General features: G+C 39.6%; 12 protein-coding genes and 1 riboswitch. Of the genes, 7 read left to right on the top strand and 5 right to left on the bottom strand.

The window, feature by feature from the left end; all coding sequences use genetic code 11:
- Positions 1–11: 11 nt before the first annotated feature.
- Positions 12–1,028 (bottom strand): hypothetical protein, encoded by a 1,017-nt coding sequence (locus AC04Q1_RS00545; RefSeq protein ID WP_478360804.1) that lies wholly within the window; start codon positions 1,026–1,028, stop codon positions 12–14.
- A gap of 207 nt (positions 1,029–1,235) precedes the next feature.
- Positions 1,236–1,346: riboswitch (SAM riboswitch) on the top strand.
- 266 nt (positions 1,347–1,612) lie between these two features.
- On the opposite strand from AC04Q1_RS00545, the gene AC04Q1_RS00540 reads away from it, so the two are divergent.
- The 3 genes from AC04Q1_RS00540 to AC04Q1_RS00530 all read left to right on the top strand — a co-directional run bounded on the left by AC04Q1_RS00540 (position 1,613) and on the right by AC04Q1_RS00530 (position 5,469).
- A complete protein-coding gene (locus AC04Q1_RS00540; RefSeq protein WP_478360802.1) occupies positions 1,613–2,944 on the top strand; it encodes an O-acetylhomoserine aminocarboxypropyltransferase/cysteine synthase family protein in 1,332 nt (443 codons plus the stop codon).
- Positions 2,945–2,990: 46 nt separating this feature from the next.
- On the top strand, positions 2,991–4,091 hold the full coding sequence (locus AC04Q1_RS00535; RefSeq protein ID WP_478360800.1) for a homoserine O-acetyltransferase family protein: 1,101 nt from the start codon (positions 2,991–2,993) through the stop codon (positions 4,089–4,091).
- 133 nt (positions 4,092–4,224) lie between these two features.
- Positions 4,225–5,469: a homoserine dehydrogenase gene (locus AC04Q1_RS00530; RefSeq protein ID WP_478360798.1), complete on the top strand. Its 1,245-nt coding sequence runs from the start codon at positions 4,225–4,227 to the stop codon at positions 5,467–5,469.
- 79 nt (positions 5,470–5,548) lie between these two features.
- Here AC04Q1_RS00530 and AC04Q1_RS00525 read toward each other — a convergent pair whose 3' ends face one another.
- Both AC04Q1_RS00525 and AC04Q1_RS00520 read right to left on the bottom strand, forming a co-directional pair.
- Positions 5,549–5,998, bottom strand: coding sequence for a hypothetical protein (locus AC04Q1_RS00525; protein ID WP_478360796.1), 450 nt, complete (start codon positions 5,996–5,998; stop codon positions 5,549–5,551).
- 32 nt (positions 5,999–6,030) lie between these two features.
- A complete protein-coding gene (locus AC04Q1_RS00520) occupies positions 6,031–6,801 on the bottom strand; it encodes a queuosine precursor transporter (RefSeq protein WP_478360794.1) in 771 nt (256 codons plus the stop codon).
- 201 nt (positions 6,802–7,002) lie between these two features.
- Here AC04Q1_RS00520 and AC04Q1_RS00515 point away from each other — a divergent pair, with 201 nt between their 5' ends.
- Positions 7,003–8,229, top strand: a complete 1,227-nt coding sequence (locus AC04Q1_RS00515) for a multidrug effflux MFS transporter (protein ID WP_478360791.1) — start codon at positions 7,003–7,005, stop codon at positions 8,227–8,229.
- A 72-nt stretch (positions 8,230–8,301) separates the two neighbouring features.
- Here AC04Q1_RS00515 and AC04Q1_RS00510 read toward each other — a convergent pair whose 3' ends face one another.
- Together AC04Q1_RS00510 and AC04Q1_RS00505 are read right to left on the bottom strand one after the other, a co-directional pair.
- Positions 8,302–8,985, bottom strand: coding sequence for a PepSY-associated TM helix domain-containing protein (locus AC04Q1_RS00510; protein ID WP_478360789.1), 684 nt, complete (start codon positions 8,983–8,985; stop codon positions 8,302–8,304).
- A complete protein-coding gene (locus tag AC04Q1_RS00505) occupies positions 8,957–10,483 on the bottom strand; it encodes a DUF2271 domain-containing protein (protein WP_478360787.1) in 1,527 nt (508 codons plus the stop codon). Before AC04Q1_RS00505 ends, AC04Q1_RS00510 begins: the two co-directional genes overlap by 29 nt.
- Positions 10,484–10,807: 324 nt before the next feature.
- Here AC04Q1_RS00505 and AC04Q1_RS00500 point away from each other — a divergent pair, with 324 nt between their 5' ends.
- The 3 genes from AC04Q1_RS00500 (at position 10,808) to AC04Q1_RS00490 (ending at position 13,989) form a co-directional block, all read left to right on the top strand.
- On the top strand, positions 10,808–11,953 hold the full coding sequence (locus AC04Q1_RS00500) for a methionine aminotransferase (RefSeq protein WP_478360785.1): 1,146 nt from the start codon (positions 10,808–10,810) through the stop codon (positions 11,951–11,953).
- Between the two features lie 18 nt (positions 11,954–11,971).
- On the top strand, positions 11,972–12,778 hold the full coding sequence (locus AC04Q1_RS00495) for an amidohydrolase (protein WP_478360784.1): 807 nt from the start codon (positions 11,972–11,974) through the stop codon (positions 12,776–12,778).
- A 176-nt stretch (positions 12,779–12,954) separates the two neighbouring features.
- Entirely contained in the window at positions 12,955–13,989 is a 1,035-nt protein-coding gene (locus tag AC04Q1_RS00490) for a glycosylasparaginase (protein WP_478360782.1), read from the top strand.
- Positions 13,990–14,014: the final 25 nt, after the last annotated feature.

The following is a 14,014-nucleotide window of genomic DNA, read 5'->3' as shown; positions in this document are numbered from 1 at the left end:
TTATAATCAATCTATTTTGGATTACAAATCGTAATTAGCTTAGCTGAATAATTCGCCTCTAATGGCTCATTTGTTTGCGCCAAACGCTGCGCGCCGGTATTGGCAGGGCAAGCAATATCGCCTGCAGCATCATAAACCAATTTAGTTCCATTGGCCAATAATTCTTTTGGTACATAAACCTGTACTTTGGTAATGGCATAACCTGAAGGAAAGTAACGCACATAATAACCATCGGGATGTTTGGTCCAGATACCACTGGGCACATCACTTCTTGGTGGCGCCATCCCTGCTACAATCGCATATTTTTCCATATCGGCATAGGTATAATTGCCTGAAGCCACCAATTGGCGAATATTATTCTCTGCTTCAAAAACAGCCCTCACACCTGATGGTAACTGATCTTTGGCCTTTTCCATCACGTCAAATGGCAAAATACCCAATGCACCACCTTCTAATTGGGTAAGTTGTTTTGGTGTTAATAATTTAACTGCGGTTAATTTAACCTGACCGTTATAATCGGCAAATTTTGTTCTGGCGATGATCGTCCACAATAGTGCCTGAATATCGTGCTGTTCTACATCAGGGTGTTTTTCGGCACTTTTTAAGATGGAAACTACAATCTCTTCTTTCGGACCTAAAACTGGCGCAAACATATAACCATCACCTTTTGAGGGTGCAAAGGTTCCGGCTTTTAAGCAGTAGCTTTTATTGGTCATTTCGTAGAGGCCTTCGCAGAGTACAAAACCACCTTCCGGATTTTTAGGCAGGAGATATAAGGGCTGGGCTTTTAGTTTTAGCGAATTTACAAAGTCAGGTAGTTTTTCATTCTCTCTGTTCACATCCTCAAAACTGGTGGTAATGGCGGCAGGTTGTTTTAAAAATTTATCTACCCCTAAAGCTTTGGCACCTTGCGCGGCACCCACTTTTAATAATTTGTCTTTTAAACCTCCAAATTGGGCGTTTACATTATTCAAACATGCTACGGTAAATAGCAAGCCTAAACACAGGGATTTTGTATTTTTCATCATGATAATTTAGATAGGTAACACAAACTTAGAATTTTAGGCGTTAATTTATATTAAAACTTTTACACCATCTCTCATAAACGAAAATAATATATTCATTATCAATAGGTTAACTTAAATTCGAAATTTTATTTTGTGGATTAAAATTAAATTCAGACATTTGGAATATTATTTGGCAGATAGCTAAATAAAAGTCAATCTTCAGAGGTTGATTTATAAAGAAGTGGCGAGAGACTGGCTCGATGACCCACTGGCAACCCTCAGAAAGAGAAGGTGCCAATTCCTGACCTGATAACATGGTGTTATTGGGTGATATAAATTTAGAACTGATGAAAACATTAAATCTTCAATCGCTAAGCGAGCCCAGTGCAAACCTGAAAAATTTAGAAGCATCTTCTATTTATTTGATTTGTTACGACATGCGTGTGATTACTGGTATGTGCTGTTGCATACAGTAATTTAAAAATCTTCCTTTTTTGTTTCTTTCAAACTGGAAGGTCCCGGCAAATCGGGATACGCCCTGCTAGGTTTTAGGATGATCCTAAATCTGGATGCATCTCATCAATAACAATTTAAAAAATAGAAAAATGTCAACATCATATAAATTTGAAACTTTACAATTACACGCTGGTCAGGAAATAGATCCAACAACAGGTTCGAGAGCGGTTCCAATTTACCAAACCACTTCTTACGGATTCAAAAATGCCGAACACGGTGCCAACTTATTTGCCCTAAAAGAGTTCGGAAATATCTACACCAGGATCATGAATCCAACCAATGACGTTTTCGAAAAACGCATTGCCGCTTTAGAAGGTGGTGTAGCCGCTTTGGCTGTAGCATCAGGACAAGCAGCTCAATTTATAGCCTTAAATAACATACTGGAAGCCGGCGACAGCATTGTGTCTTCGTCGCACATTTATGGAGGAACATACAACCAATTTAAAGTAGCCTTTAAACGTTTAGGCATTCAGGTAGATTTTGCAAATCCGGATGTGCCTGAAGAATTTGAAAGTAAAATTACAGATAAAACCAAAGCAATCTTCTTAGAAACCATTGGCAATCCGGCTTTTAGCATTCCAGATTTTGAAAAAATTGCAGCAATAGCTAAAAAGTACGATTTGCCTTTGGTTGTCGACAATACTTTCGGGGCGGGAGGATATTTATTTAAACCACTGGAGCATGGTGCAAACATTGTGGTAGAATCGGCAACCAAATGGATTGGCGGTCACGGCACAAGTATTGGCGGTGTGATTGTTGATGGAGGAAACTACAATTGGGGTAATGGAAAATTTCCTCAGTTCTCCGAACCTTCAGAAGGATATCATGGATTGGTTTTTAGTGATGTTTTTGGCATCGGTGGGCCTTTTGGCAATATCCAGTTCATTATCCGCGCCCGTGTAGAGGGGTTAAGAGATCTTGGACCTGCCCTATCGCCTTTCAATTCATTCCTTTTATTGCAGGGATTAGAAACCTTATCGCTTCGTGTACAACGCCATGTAGATAATGCTTTGGAACTGGCTACCTGGTTAGAAAACCATCCACTGGTTAAAGAAGTTCATTACCCTGGTTTAGCAAGCAGCAAATATAATCACCTGGCTAAAAAATATTTAAGTAACGGTTTTGGCGCAGTTTTATCTTTTGAGTTAAATGGAAGCAAAGAAAACGCAAGCCAGGTGATTGATAGTTTGAAATTGGTATCACATTTGGCAAATGTGGGTGACGCAAAAACATTGATTATTCAGCCTTCGGCCACTACGCACCAACAATTGAGTGAGGCAGAACAGTTGGCGGCTGGTGTAAAACCAAACGCATTGCGGGTTTCAGTCGGTATTGAGCATATCGATGATATAAAAGCCGATTTCGAGCAGGCGTTTGCGACGATCGATTCCACAGTTCCTGCAGAAAGTTTACAAGCCTAAAACCGAAACCCTGAAAGGGGGTTTTTACAACAACAACATTACAAAAATGCATAACAGTAAAAACGATAGCACTTCAAAGTCCTCCTCAGGGGATTTAGGAGCTACATATAGTTACAATAAACAGTTCAAATTAGAAAGCGGGAAAAAGATCCGCAACCTGCAAATTGCTTATCAAACTTATGGCAAAATAAATGCGAATAAAGATAACGTAATCTGGGTGTGCCATGCGCTTACCGCCAATGCCGATGTTTTTGAATGGTGGGAAGGTTTATTCGGTCAAAATGCCTTATTCAATCCGGAAGACCATTACATCGTTTGTGCAAATGTTTTGGGCTCGCACTATGGAAGTACAAATCCATTGAGCACCAACCCTGTAAATGGTTTGCCTTATTACCTTTCATTTCCGCAGTTTACCATCCGCGACCTGGTGTCAGCTCACCAACTGCTGGCTGCACATTTGGGGATAGAAGATATCAAATTGTTAATTGGAGGTTCATTAGGCGGACAACAAGCCGTTGAGTGGAGCATTTCAGAACCCAATAAAATCGAAAACCTGATCTTGATTGCCACAAATGCCGCGCATTCTCCTTGGGGAATTGCTTTTAATGAAAGTCAGCGCTTGGCCATCACTACCGACAGAACTTTTTATGCCAACCAGCCAAATGGAGGTAGCAAAGGTTTAAAAACAGCGCGTAGCATTGCACTTTTAAGTTACAGAACATACAACGCTTATGGCAGCACACAGGTAGAAAGCGTAAACGATAAAACCGACAATTTCAGGTCATCTTCCTACCAGAATTATCAGGGTGAAAAACTGATCAACCGCTTTAATGCCTATAGTTATTATTATTTAACCAAGGCGATGGATAGCCACAACGTTGGCCGTAACCGCAAAAGTATTGCCGATGCATTAAAACTAATCACCGCCAATACCCTGGTCATTGGAATAGAAAATGATGTATTGTTTCCTATCTCAGAGCAAAAGTATTTAGCTGATCATATCCCGAGGGCAGAATTTAGTGCCTTACATTCTGATTACGGTCATGATGGTTTCTTAATCGAAACGGATGCGTTAACCAATGTGATCGGGAACTTCATTAAAGAAAGCCGGGATAAGAAGATTATTAAATTGCAGCATACGGCTTAGAAAGGCAGAAGGTTAGGGATTAGAACAACAGAAACTGCTAAAATTTGTACAACAAAATTCAACAAAAAAATAATATAATATAAATACAGTTAATCGGTGTAATTCCGCTACCTGTGTAATCACAAAAGTAATAATGAGTAAGAATTTAAAAATCGGTTTATTTGGTTTCGGCGTTGTGGGACAAGGTTTATTGGATATTATCCAAAGCCAGAACCTGAACCTGGAGATCATTAAAATTGCGATAAAAGACCCAAGAAAGAAACGTACCTTAAATAAAGATCTCTTTACGACCGATCGCAACGAAATCCTGAACAATACGGAGATCAATACGATAGTAGAACTGATCAATGATGCTGATGCCGCTTATGAAATTGTAACTACAGCATTAAAAAATGGCAAAAATGTAGTTTCCGCCAATAAAAAAATGATTGCCACGCATTTAAAGGAGCTGGTAGACTTACAACAGGAATATGGCACTTCTTTATTATACGAAGGCGCTGTATGTGGTAGTATTCCAATCATCCGCAACCTGGAAGAATATTATGATAACGAATTGTTCCACGCCTTGAGTGGTATTTTCAATGGCTCTTCCAATTATATTTTATCTAAAATATTTAACGAGAACCAGAATTACGATTCGGCATTAAAAGAAGCGCAAGATTTAGGCTTCGCCGAAACAGATCCAATTCTGGATGTGGGTGGTTACGACCCAAAATATAAACTGGCCATTGCTACGGCACATGCTTACGGATTATTTGTAAACCCTGACGCCATTTTAAATATCGGGATTCAAAATCTTTCTCAACACGACATTAAATACGCGCGTGAGAAAAACTTTAAAATCAAATTGGTTCCTACTGCGCGCAAGGTAAACACAAAAGATATCGTCACCTATGTGTTGCCTAAACTTGTAGCTAAAGATGATTTCTTGTATAACGTAGAAAATGAATACAATGCTGTTGCGGTACAGGCAGCCTTTGCAGATAAACAGTTTTTCTATGGAAAAGGTGCTGGTGGCCACCCTACCGGAGCTGCTGTACTTTCGGATATTGCAGCATTGCGTTACGATTATCGTTATGAGTACAAGAAATACCATTCAGAAAATGGTGTAAAACATACGGAAGATATTTTATTGGAAATTTATCTGCGTTACGCTGACGAAGATCTGATTACGCTATTGGAATTTGATAACATCAGCGAACGTTATGCGGCCAGCAGTTATAAATATGTGGTTGGAACGGTTAAGTTAGAAAGTTTAATTAAAAACCGCGATCTGCTTTTGGATGAATCTGTTTTTGTGGCCTATACTGGCAGACAGATTTATAAACAAGAGCAATTGAGTGAAAATGTTTTTGCCCAGGAATTGGCAAGCCTATAACTTATTTTTTAAGGTTAATTTTTTTATTTGTTTTGTTGTTAAGTACAAAGGTCGGAGCGAGTCCGACCTTTTGCGTTTATTATTTTACCTTAATATATTTCTCGATAATTACCCGGTCCACCCCTGCTTTTTCTACCTTCTCCACACCTTTCTGACTCAAAGTATCCTTATTGATGGTGAGTTTAAATTTAAAAGTCTTGCCTTCCCAGTCTTTGTTTTTATAATATTCCAGATGTTCGGTATAATCGTCTTTATCTAATGTATAGCTTCCTCCGCCCGCATCGAAGCTGCTCGTATCTTTCGGGTTAATACTATGTTTTAAAAATGCAAAATGCGTACCGTTAATAATTTTGATCATTTTTAAGTCGCCGGAATAGTCTGTGGTCTGGCTTTTCCCATTTTCGATAGTGGTAGCTGAAAACAATTGCCAGGTACCCTGAATATCAATCCCTTCTTTCTTATTATCATCTTTACTGGCGCACGATGAAAGCGAAAGTACCGCCAGTAGCATTACAATGTTTAGTCTCATAGTATGTTATTTGGTTAATTTATCTTCAAAACTTATCCCCTGCCAGCCATTTTGATCAGTTTATGCGCAAGGTCTTTTCCTAAATAACCGTCAATAATCGCATGTACCACATATAAAATTGGTGTCATTAAAATGGCGACCACAAATTTATAAGTGTAATTCACCAAGCCAATTGCGGCAACCATTTGCCAGCTGTAATGATACTGTGGATTCAAATAAAAGGCAATAAAGATCACCACAAAACTATCAATTAACTGCGAAACCAGCGTTGAACCTGTAGCGCGTAACCATAAGGCCCGTTCTCCGGTAATCTTCTTAATCCGATGGAAAATCAACACATCCGCCAGCTGACCGATTATAAAAGCAGTGATGGAACCGACGATGATCCACATGCCCTGTCCGAATATCCCCGCGAAGGCATTATTCATATTGAGGTCTTCGCCATTAATTTTTTGATGGACCCAAAAATCTGCAGCACTCAAATGCATCGATCCCCAAACCACCATAAAGGCAAAAGCAATTAAAATTGAGGTCATGATGGAAAGAAAACGAACCTGTTTTACACCAAAATATTCATTTATAATATCCGTCATGATGAAAATGATCGGCCAGGTTAAAACCCCTGCCGACATCACAAATGATAAATTTGGCACACCAAGCAAGTTGATATCGAACTTTTTTATGCCCAATGTTTCCTCTACACTGAATAACTTAACGCCAATAAATTCTGATAATATAGCGTTTGCTACAAAAAAGCTACCCAGAATGAGTAGTAAACGGCTTTCTTTCGTTTTAAAAGTCATAGACTATAAATCTATAAATAAATAGCAGATTTAGCATAGCGATTATCGCATTTTTAGCAGAGATAACATAAAGATTACGCATGCACTCCACTGAGTAATTAGTTTCCACAAAAAATGTGATTTTTACAATCGTTCGACCATAAAAATAGGTTAAGAAATTAAATGTCCCAATCTTTGCGGCATCAAAATCCGGTAATCTTCATGGCTAAAAAACAACACTTCTATCTGATACTTATTTTAGGTTCATTGGCTGCACTTGGTCCGTTCTCTATTGACATGTACCTACCTGGTTTCGTTGATATTGCGAAAGATTTAAAAAGTACCGAATCTACCGTAGCACTTTCATTATCCAGTTTTTTTATCGGAATTTCTGCCGGACAGTTATTGTATGGACCACTTTTGGATAAATACGGAAGAAAGAAACCCTTATACTTTGGTTTGGCATTATATATAATCGCTTCATTCTTGTGTTTAGCCGTAACCGATGTAAACCAATTGATTGTTTTACGTTTTGTACAGGCCATTGGAAGCTGTGCCACCGCTGTAGCATCGGTTGCTATGGTAAGAGATTTATTTTCTGTAGAAGAAAGTCCTAAGGTATTTGCTTCATTAATGTTGGTTATTGCCGTTTCACCAATGCTTGCCCCAACCGCTGGTGGCTATTTAATTTCGGCATTAGGCTGGAAATATGTATTTGTATTTTTAGGATTAATGGCTGTTTTAATGCTTCTGGCTTCTATTTTTAAATTACCTGAGAGTTATAAGCCCGATCCAAATTACTCTTTAAAACCAAAGCCTATTTTAACCAATTTCCTAATGGTTTTAAAGGAGCCACAATTTTACACCTATGCGCTCATCAGTTCAGTTACTTTTTCTGGTTTATTCGCTTATGTATCTTCATCGCCGCAGGTATTTATGAAAATTTATGAGGTAAGCAAAACAGGTTACGGCTGGATCTTCGCACTGCTTTCTGTATCCTTTATTGGATCAAGTCAGGTGAACAGCCTAATATTGAGGTGGTTTACCAGTAAGAAAATCGTCACTTATGCACTTATTGCACAATGTATTTTCAGTCTGATTTTCTTAATTTTCGCGCTAAATAACTGGTTGAATTTATATTCTACCATCGGCTTTATTGCTTTATTTTTAGCCTGTTTAGGCTTGATCAATCCCAACGCTGCTGCTTTATCGCTGGCACCCTTTACCAAGAATGCAGGTAGCGCATCGGCGTTAATGGGTGCTCTGCAAATGGGATTAGGTGCTTTGGCTTCGGTGTTGGTGAGTTTATTCAGTGAACATTCGGTTGTACCCATGCCACTGGTCATGACGGCTGCTGCATTTATCGCTTTAGCTTGTTTATTAATCGGCAGAAGATTTATTACCACAGAAGTGGAAGCATCGTCTGATTCGGCTGTGATAGCGCATTAAGCTTACTATGCTTGTTTTTTACTAAAGGCACAAAGAACACCATGATAACGCCCTTCGTGCCTTCGTAGTCAACTAGGGTACAAACAATTTATAGATCAGGTAGCATATAATTGTTCCTACAGCGGCGATAATAAAACCGCTTAGCCGTTTCTTTTTGATAAAACAGATCAGAATGATGCCAGATATGGAAACCAAGGTCATCAGCACGGCCGAGATATCAATAATCCAGGACCAGGCTTTGCCAGAATCCCGGCCCTTGTGCAGATCGTTTATCACCGCTACCGCACCAAACCTTGTGGTAGTTAATTCATACTTACCCGTTTCGCGGTCGATAAAAGAATCAGCAAGGTAACCGGGGCCGTTAAAAGTTAAGCTCAGCTCGCGGTCGTCGATCCTGAAATCGCTCAATGCGCCCTTTACTTCATGTTTGTTTCTGAAAAACTCAACAATCTGCAGTTTATTGATCTTATTGGTATCCGGTTGATTAACCCATTTCAAATCGACCGAACCAGAATCTTTAACAACCACTTCCTTTCCAGAAGTAAACCAGTCTGCATGGTTTAAAGTCAAACCCGATACTGCGAAAAACAACAGAATGGTAAAACTTACCATCGATAGATAGATGTGCAACCAGCGTGATAAACCCGCTAAACGCTTTTTGCCCTTTCCCTTCCCGCTATCCTTTTTTACCGGCTTTTTTCCAAGGCCAGAAGGTGCGGCAATGATATTATTTTTTTGCGATTTTTCTGTAGTCAAGAGATGCTGATGCTAATTCTGTATTTGGGGTTAATTCTACTTTTTGCGCCGAACCGGTAAACTTCATTTCTTTAGAAATTACCTGGTAGGTTCCATGTTCACGTGCCACTTCAATAAAAACAGTGTATAAACCTGCTTTTACCAGTTTTCCGCTATCATCCTTACCGTCCCAAGATAAACTATACTTACCAGGACCGCGGGTAGCCGAACTCGTTGAACTCAATTTACCTGCTTCTGCTTTTCTAAATTCGTCGCCATTGGCACGGTTCCACGATTTTAAATCTGGCAACCAGCGTGGTTTATTGTACCAAATGGCCAGGTTACGTACAGGCGTTTTGGCGGCATCTTCTACCCAAACGGCAACAAAAGGACGGCGAACACGTTTCCCATCTGTTGATTCGATATTCGCAATTTCTAAGTTTACCAACAATTCATATTTGGTATTCCAGGGTTTATCGGCTTTGCTTGTTTTTGGTAATACATTTACTGATTTATTTAAAACAACCTCATATTTTGTCCACTCGCTGCTTTTAATCTCTTTTCCTTCCTTCGTCACCAATAAATAGGCAATATCGGTTCTGTTTTTGGTTAGCTTTTCAATTTCTGAAACAGAAAGTACATTAAAAGAGGTTGCTAAAGCACCCGCTTCGCTTGCATCAGCTGCAATTACAGTAGCACTGATGATGTCTGCAGCAGGGTTTCCCGTTCGTGGGTCTACAATATGTGAATACCATTTTCCATTTACATTGAAACCTCTGCGGTAATTCCCGCTGGTAGCCACCGCCATATTCGAAACTTTTAGCGTGGTTAAAGCAACATCATTTTCGGCATCTGCCTTAGGGTTGGCAATTTCAATTGCCTCTGGTTGATTTCCCTTAATTACCATATCACCGCCAATATTGACCACTACACCTTCAATCCCCTCACTTTGCATTGCCTTTTCGGCAGCTTTATTGATAATATAACTCTTTGCAAAAGAATTCAAAGCCAAAGGCACCTCATCCAAGCGTGTAGCAGTTTTGTTTTTTTCATCCAGCACATAATGTTTTTGTTTCACTAAAGTAACCGCATTTTGCAACTCTAGAGTTGAAGGCAAACGATGCTCAACTGCTGCTTTTTTCCAAACATTTCCAATTACTGCTGCCGAAGCGTCGAGCGCCCCATGGGTTAGGTCCTTATAATCTTCGAACTGTTGCAAAACCTCAAATAATTCAGATGAAACTTTGGTGGTCTTTTTCCCATTGCTCATCCATTTATTAAACTCGCTTGTTGTTTTGTAAGCACTTAAAATACCATCCAAACGATCTATTTCTTTTAATGCGTTTTCTTCAGCCAAGTCTGCATCGGCCTGATTATTTGCCTTAAATTTTAATTCTAAGGAGGTACCCAGTACATTTTCGTAGTTGGAAACGAAAGTTTGCAATGCTTTTTTTGGACTAATAAATGCGGAAGCAGTTATCACCACTAAAAAAGCAGAAATTAAGTGTTTAAACTTCATATATTTTGGATGATTGGAGATTTTATATGCAAAGAAAACAGTTTATCTGGAATAATTTTAAATAAGGCCGAAATATATTTGAAATGATACATGGTTTGTACTATTAAACCATTCTGATCAAACTTTTTTGGGTTTATGTTATTGACGTTCGTTAAAGCAAGGGTTTAATGAGATCGATAGAAAAACAAAATGTCTTTTCGTTTACAAAAAATATTCTGTAGGGCTAATTTTAAGAAAAAAACAGAGGATTTGTCCTTTATTCAGACTAGCTTTTGCTAACGGCCTTTAGGGTTTAAGCTTTTTTTTCCTATTTTCGCTTATACGATGCTGAATATACAATCAAAACTTCCAGGAGTGAGCACCACTATTTTTTCGGTGATGAGCAAACTTGCGGCAGAACATAACGCCATTAATTTATCACAGGGATTTCCCGACTACGCCTGCGACCCAAAATTGATAGAACTGGTAAATAAGGCCATGAAAGATGGTTTTAACCAATATGCGCCAATGCCTGGTTCTTTTTTCTTAAAGGAAACCATTGCCGATAAAGTTGAAAGACTTTACAACATAAAATATAATCCGGAAACGGAAATCACTGTTACTGCTGGTGGAACACAGGCTATATTCACCGCTCTGGCGGCCATTATCAATGCAGGGGATGAAGTAATTATTTTCGAGCCCGCTTACGATAGCTATGCCCCCACGGTTAGGCTTTTAGGCGGTTTGGTTAAAACCTATGAGCTTGCCCCACCTACTTATGGTATTGATTGGGACATGGTGAAGAAGCTGTTTACGGCACGCACGCGGATGATTATCTTAAATACGCCCCATAACCCTACAGGCAGTATTTTATCGCCTGAGGATATGGAATCGCTCATTAAATTGATCAGTGGGACTGATATTTTAATATTAAGCGACGAGGTTTACGAACATTTAATTTATGATGAACAAAAACACCAAAGTGTGATGCTTTATCCGGAATTAAGAAAGCGAAGCTTCATTGTAGCCTCCTTTGGCAAGCTTTTACATGCCACCGGCTGGAAGCTGGGCTATTGTTTGGCCCCCGAGATGCTAACAAAAGAATTTAGAAAAGTACACCAATTTAATGTTTTCAGCGTTAATAGTCCCATGCAGCAAGCTATTGCCAGTTACATTGAAGAACCCAAAAATTATAGCGGATTAGCCAGTTTCTTTCAACAGAAAAGGGATTATTTTAGAGGGCTATTAGCCGAAAGCAGGTTTACCCTCCTGCCCTGCAACGGATCTTATTTTCAATGTGTGAGTTATAGCGGTATTAGCGATGAAAAAGATACCGATTTCAGTATAAAGCTAATTAAAGAATTTGGAGTGGCCACTATTCCAGTTTCTGCATTTTATCAGAAAGCTACCGACCATAAAATTATCAGGCTCTGTTTTGCAAAAGAAAACACTACGCTTGCCTCGGCGGCAGAGAAATTAAAAAATGTTTAACCATCCCAAATAACAAAAATGGAAGCACCTGTTTACACTCAAATAGAAAATCTGAAAGTAACTGTCTTTCAGGCCTATCTTTTTTGGGAAAACATCGAGAAAAACCTCTTAAATCTGGCCCTTCGACTATCGATGGGTGTTCGGGAGAAAACAGACATTATTGTTTTACCTGAGATGTTCAATACGGGCTTTAGCATGAATTCTGAGGCTTTAGCCGAAGAAATGGGCGGAAAAACCATGCAATGGATGCAAAAAATGGCGCACCAATACAATTGTGTGGTTACCGGAAGCTTAATTATAAAAGAAAACAATCAATATTTTAACCGTTTAATCTGGATGGAGCCGGATGGCAAACACCAGCATTATGATAAACGTCACTTGTTTGGAATGGGAGATGAAGACCACCACTTCAGTCCGGGAAAAGAAAAGTTGATTGTAGAATTAAAAGGCTGGAAAATCAGGTTGGCCATCTGTTATGATCTTCGTTTCCCGGTTTGGCTACGCAATGTAGATCAGGAATACGACATTCTGCTTTTGGTGGCCAACTGGCCTGACAAACGTTCGGCACACTGGAAAGCCTTAATTCCGGCCAGAGCAATCGAAAACCAAAGTTATGTAATTGCCGTGAACCGTGTTGGCCATGATGGAAACCAAATTTATCATAGTGGATTATCCATGTGTTTAGATCCTTATGGCAATACCGTTTATTACAAACCTGAAGATGAAGATTTATATACTTTCAGTATTAATTATGAAGAACTGGTAAAAATCAGAAGGCAATTTCCATTTTTAAAAGATGCTGACAGGTTTACAATCACTGATTAATGATCAATTGTTAGTCATCACCAAAGTACAAACTACAATGATCAAACAAGGGCAATCGACCAATTGACTTATTACCTATAATCAAATCCTATTTTTCAAACTGGATTAATCTCTTAATTAAACGATTAACCAGTTAACCAATCCAACAGTTAACCGACAAAACAAATAACCATCCCATGTTTAACCGCCGTAAATTTATAAAAGCATCTGCCCTATCTGCCGGATTGTTGGCCATTGATAAAAATAGCATCGCAGAAATAGTTCCACAAAAAGCCAACCAAGCAGGCAATTTTCCCATTGTAATTTCTACCTGGGATTTTGGGATTGCCGCTAATGCCGATGCCTGGAAAGTGTTGTCATCAGGCGGGCGTGCTTTAGATGCTGTTGAACAAGGCGTTTGGGTGCCAGAAGCAGATGAAAAAAATCAATCTGTCGGATATGGTGGTTTGCCCGATCGGGATGGCCATGTTACCCTCGACGCCTGTATTATGGACGAGCTCGGCAATTGTGGTGCTGTTTTAGCGCTAGAGCATATCAAACATCCTATTTCCGTAGCCCGAAAGGTGATGGAGAAAACACCACATGTGATGTTGGCTGGCGACGGTGCGTTGCAGTTCGCCCTGGAACAAGGTTTCAAAAAAGAAAACCTCCTAACGCCTGCCAGCGAAAAAGCCTGGAAAGAATGGTTAAAAACAGCGAAGTATGCACCGGTAATGAATATTGAAAATAAACTTTACGAAAAAGCAGCTCCACAAAAACTACCCGGAAACCAGTACAATCATGATACCATCGGCATGTTGGCCATCGACGCCAAGGGTAATATATCTGGTGCCTGTACCACGAGCGGCATGGCCTATAAACTGCGTGGCCGGATTGGCGATAGTCCGATTATTGGTGCCGGCCTCTATGTAGATAACGAAATTGGCGGTGCAACTTCAACCGGTGTGGGCGAAGAAGTTGTCAGAAATGTGGGCGCTTTTTTAGTAGTAGAGTTAATGCGCCAGGGTTATACCCCTGAAGCGGCCTGCAAAGAAGCCGTGATGCGCATCATCAAAAAGAAACCAGAAACAGCTAAAAACATCCAGGTGGGATTTTTAGCCATCAATAAACAAGGCGAATATGGGGCCTATGCCATTCAACAAGGCTTTAGTTACGCCGTTTGCAACGCAGAAAAACAAGATCTTTTAATTAAAGGTAAAAGTTACTACTAGCTTTAAATCAACATCCCAGAAAATA

Source organism: Pedobacter humicola (genome assembly GCF_056490705.1).
Note: the sequence above shows the minus strand (reverse complement) of the source record. Positions and strands in the feature narration are given on the sequence as shown.

Excerpts from the sequence above, each read along its gene's own strand:
- AC04Q1_RS00515 (WP_478360791.1), top strand. The coding sequence starts at position 7,003 with ATGGCTAAAAAACAACACTTCTATCTGATACTTATTTTAGGTTCATTG.
- AC04Q1_RS00545 (WP_478360804.1), bottom strand. The coding sequence starts at position 1,028 with ATGATGAAAAATACAAAATCCCTGTGTTTAGGCTTGCTATTTACCGTA.
- AC04Q1_RS00490 (WP_478360782.1), top strand. The coding sequence starts at position 12,955 with ATGTTTAACCGCCGTAAATTTATAAAAGCATCTGCCCTATCTGCCGGA.
- AC04Q1_RS00530 (WP_478360798.1), top strand. The coding sequence starts at position 4,225 with ATGAGTAAGAATTTAAAAATCGGTTTATTTGGTTTCGGCGTTGTGGGA.
- AC04Q1_RS00540 (WP_478360802.1), top strand. The coding sequence starts at position 1,613 with ATGTCAACATCATATAAATTTGAAACTTTACAATTACACGCTGGTCAG.
- AC04Q1_RS00500 (WP_478360785.1), top strand. The coding sequence starts at position 10,808 with ATGCTGAATATACAATCAAAACTTCCAGGAGTGAGCACCACTATTTTT.
- AC04Q1_RS00535 (WP_478360800.1), top strand. The coding sequence starts at position 2,991 with ATGCATAACAGTAAAAACGATAGCACTTCAAAGTCCTCCTCAGGGGAT.
- AC04Q1_RS00495 (WP_478360784.1), top strand. The coding sequence starts at position 11,972 with ATGGAAGCACCTGTTTACACTCAAATAGAAAATCTGAAAGTAACTGTC.
- AC04Q1_RS00520 (WP_478360794.1), bottom strand. The coding sequence starts at position 6,801 with ATGACTTTTAAAACGAAAGAAAGCCGTTTACTACTCATTCTGGGTAGC.
- AC04Q1_RS00505 (WP_478360787.1), bottom strand. The coding sequence starts at position 10,483 with ATGAAGTTTAAACACTTAATTTCTGCTTTTTTAGTGGTGATAACTGCT.
- AC04Q1_RS00525 (WP_478360796.1), bottom strand. The coding sequence starts at position 5,998 with ATGAGACTAAACATTGTAATGCTACTGGCGGTACTTTCGCTTTCATCG.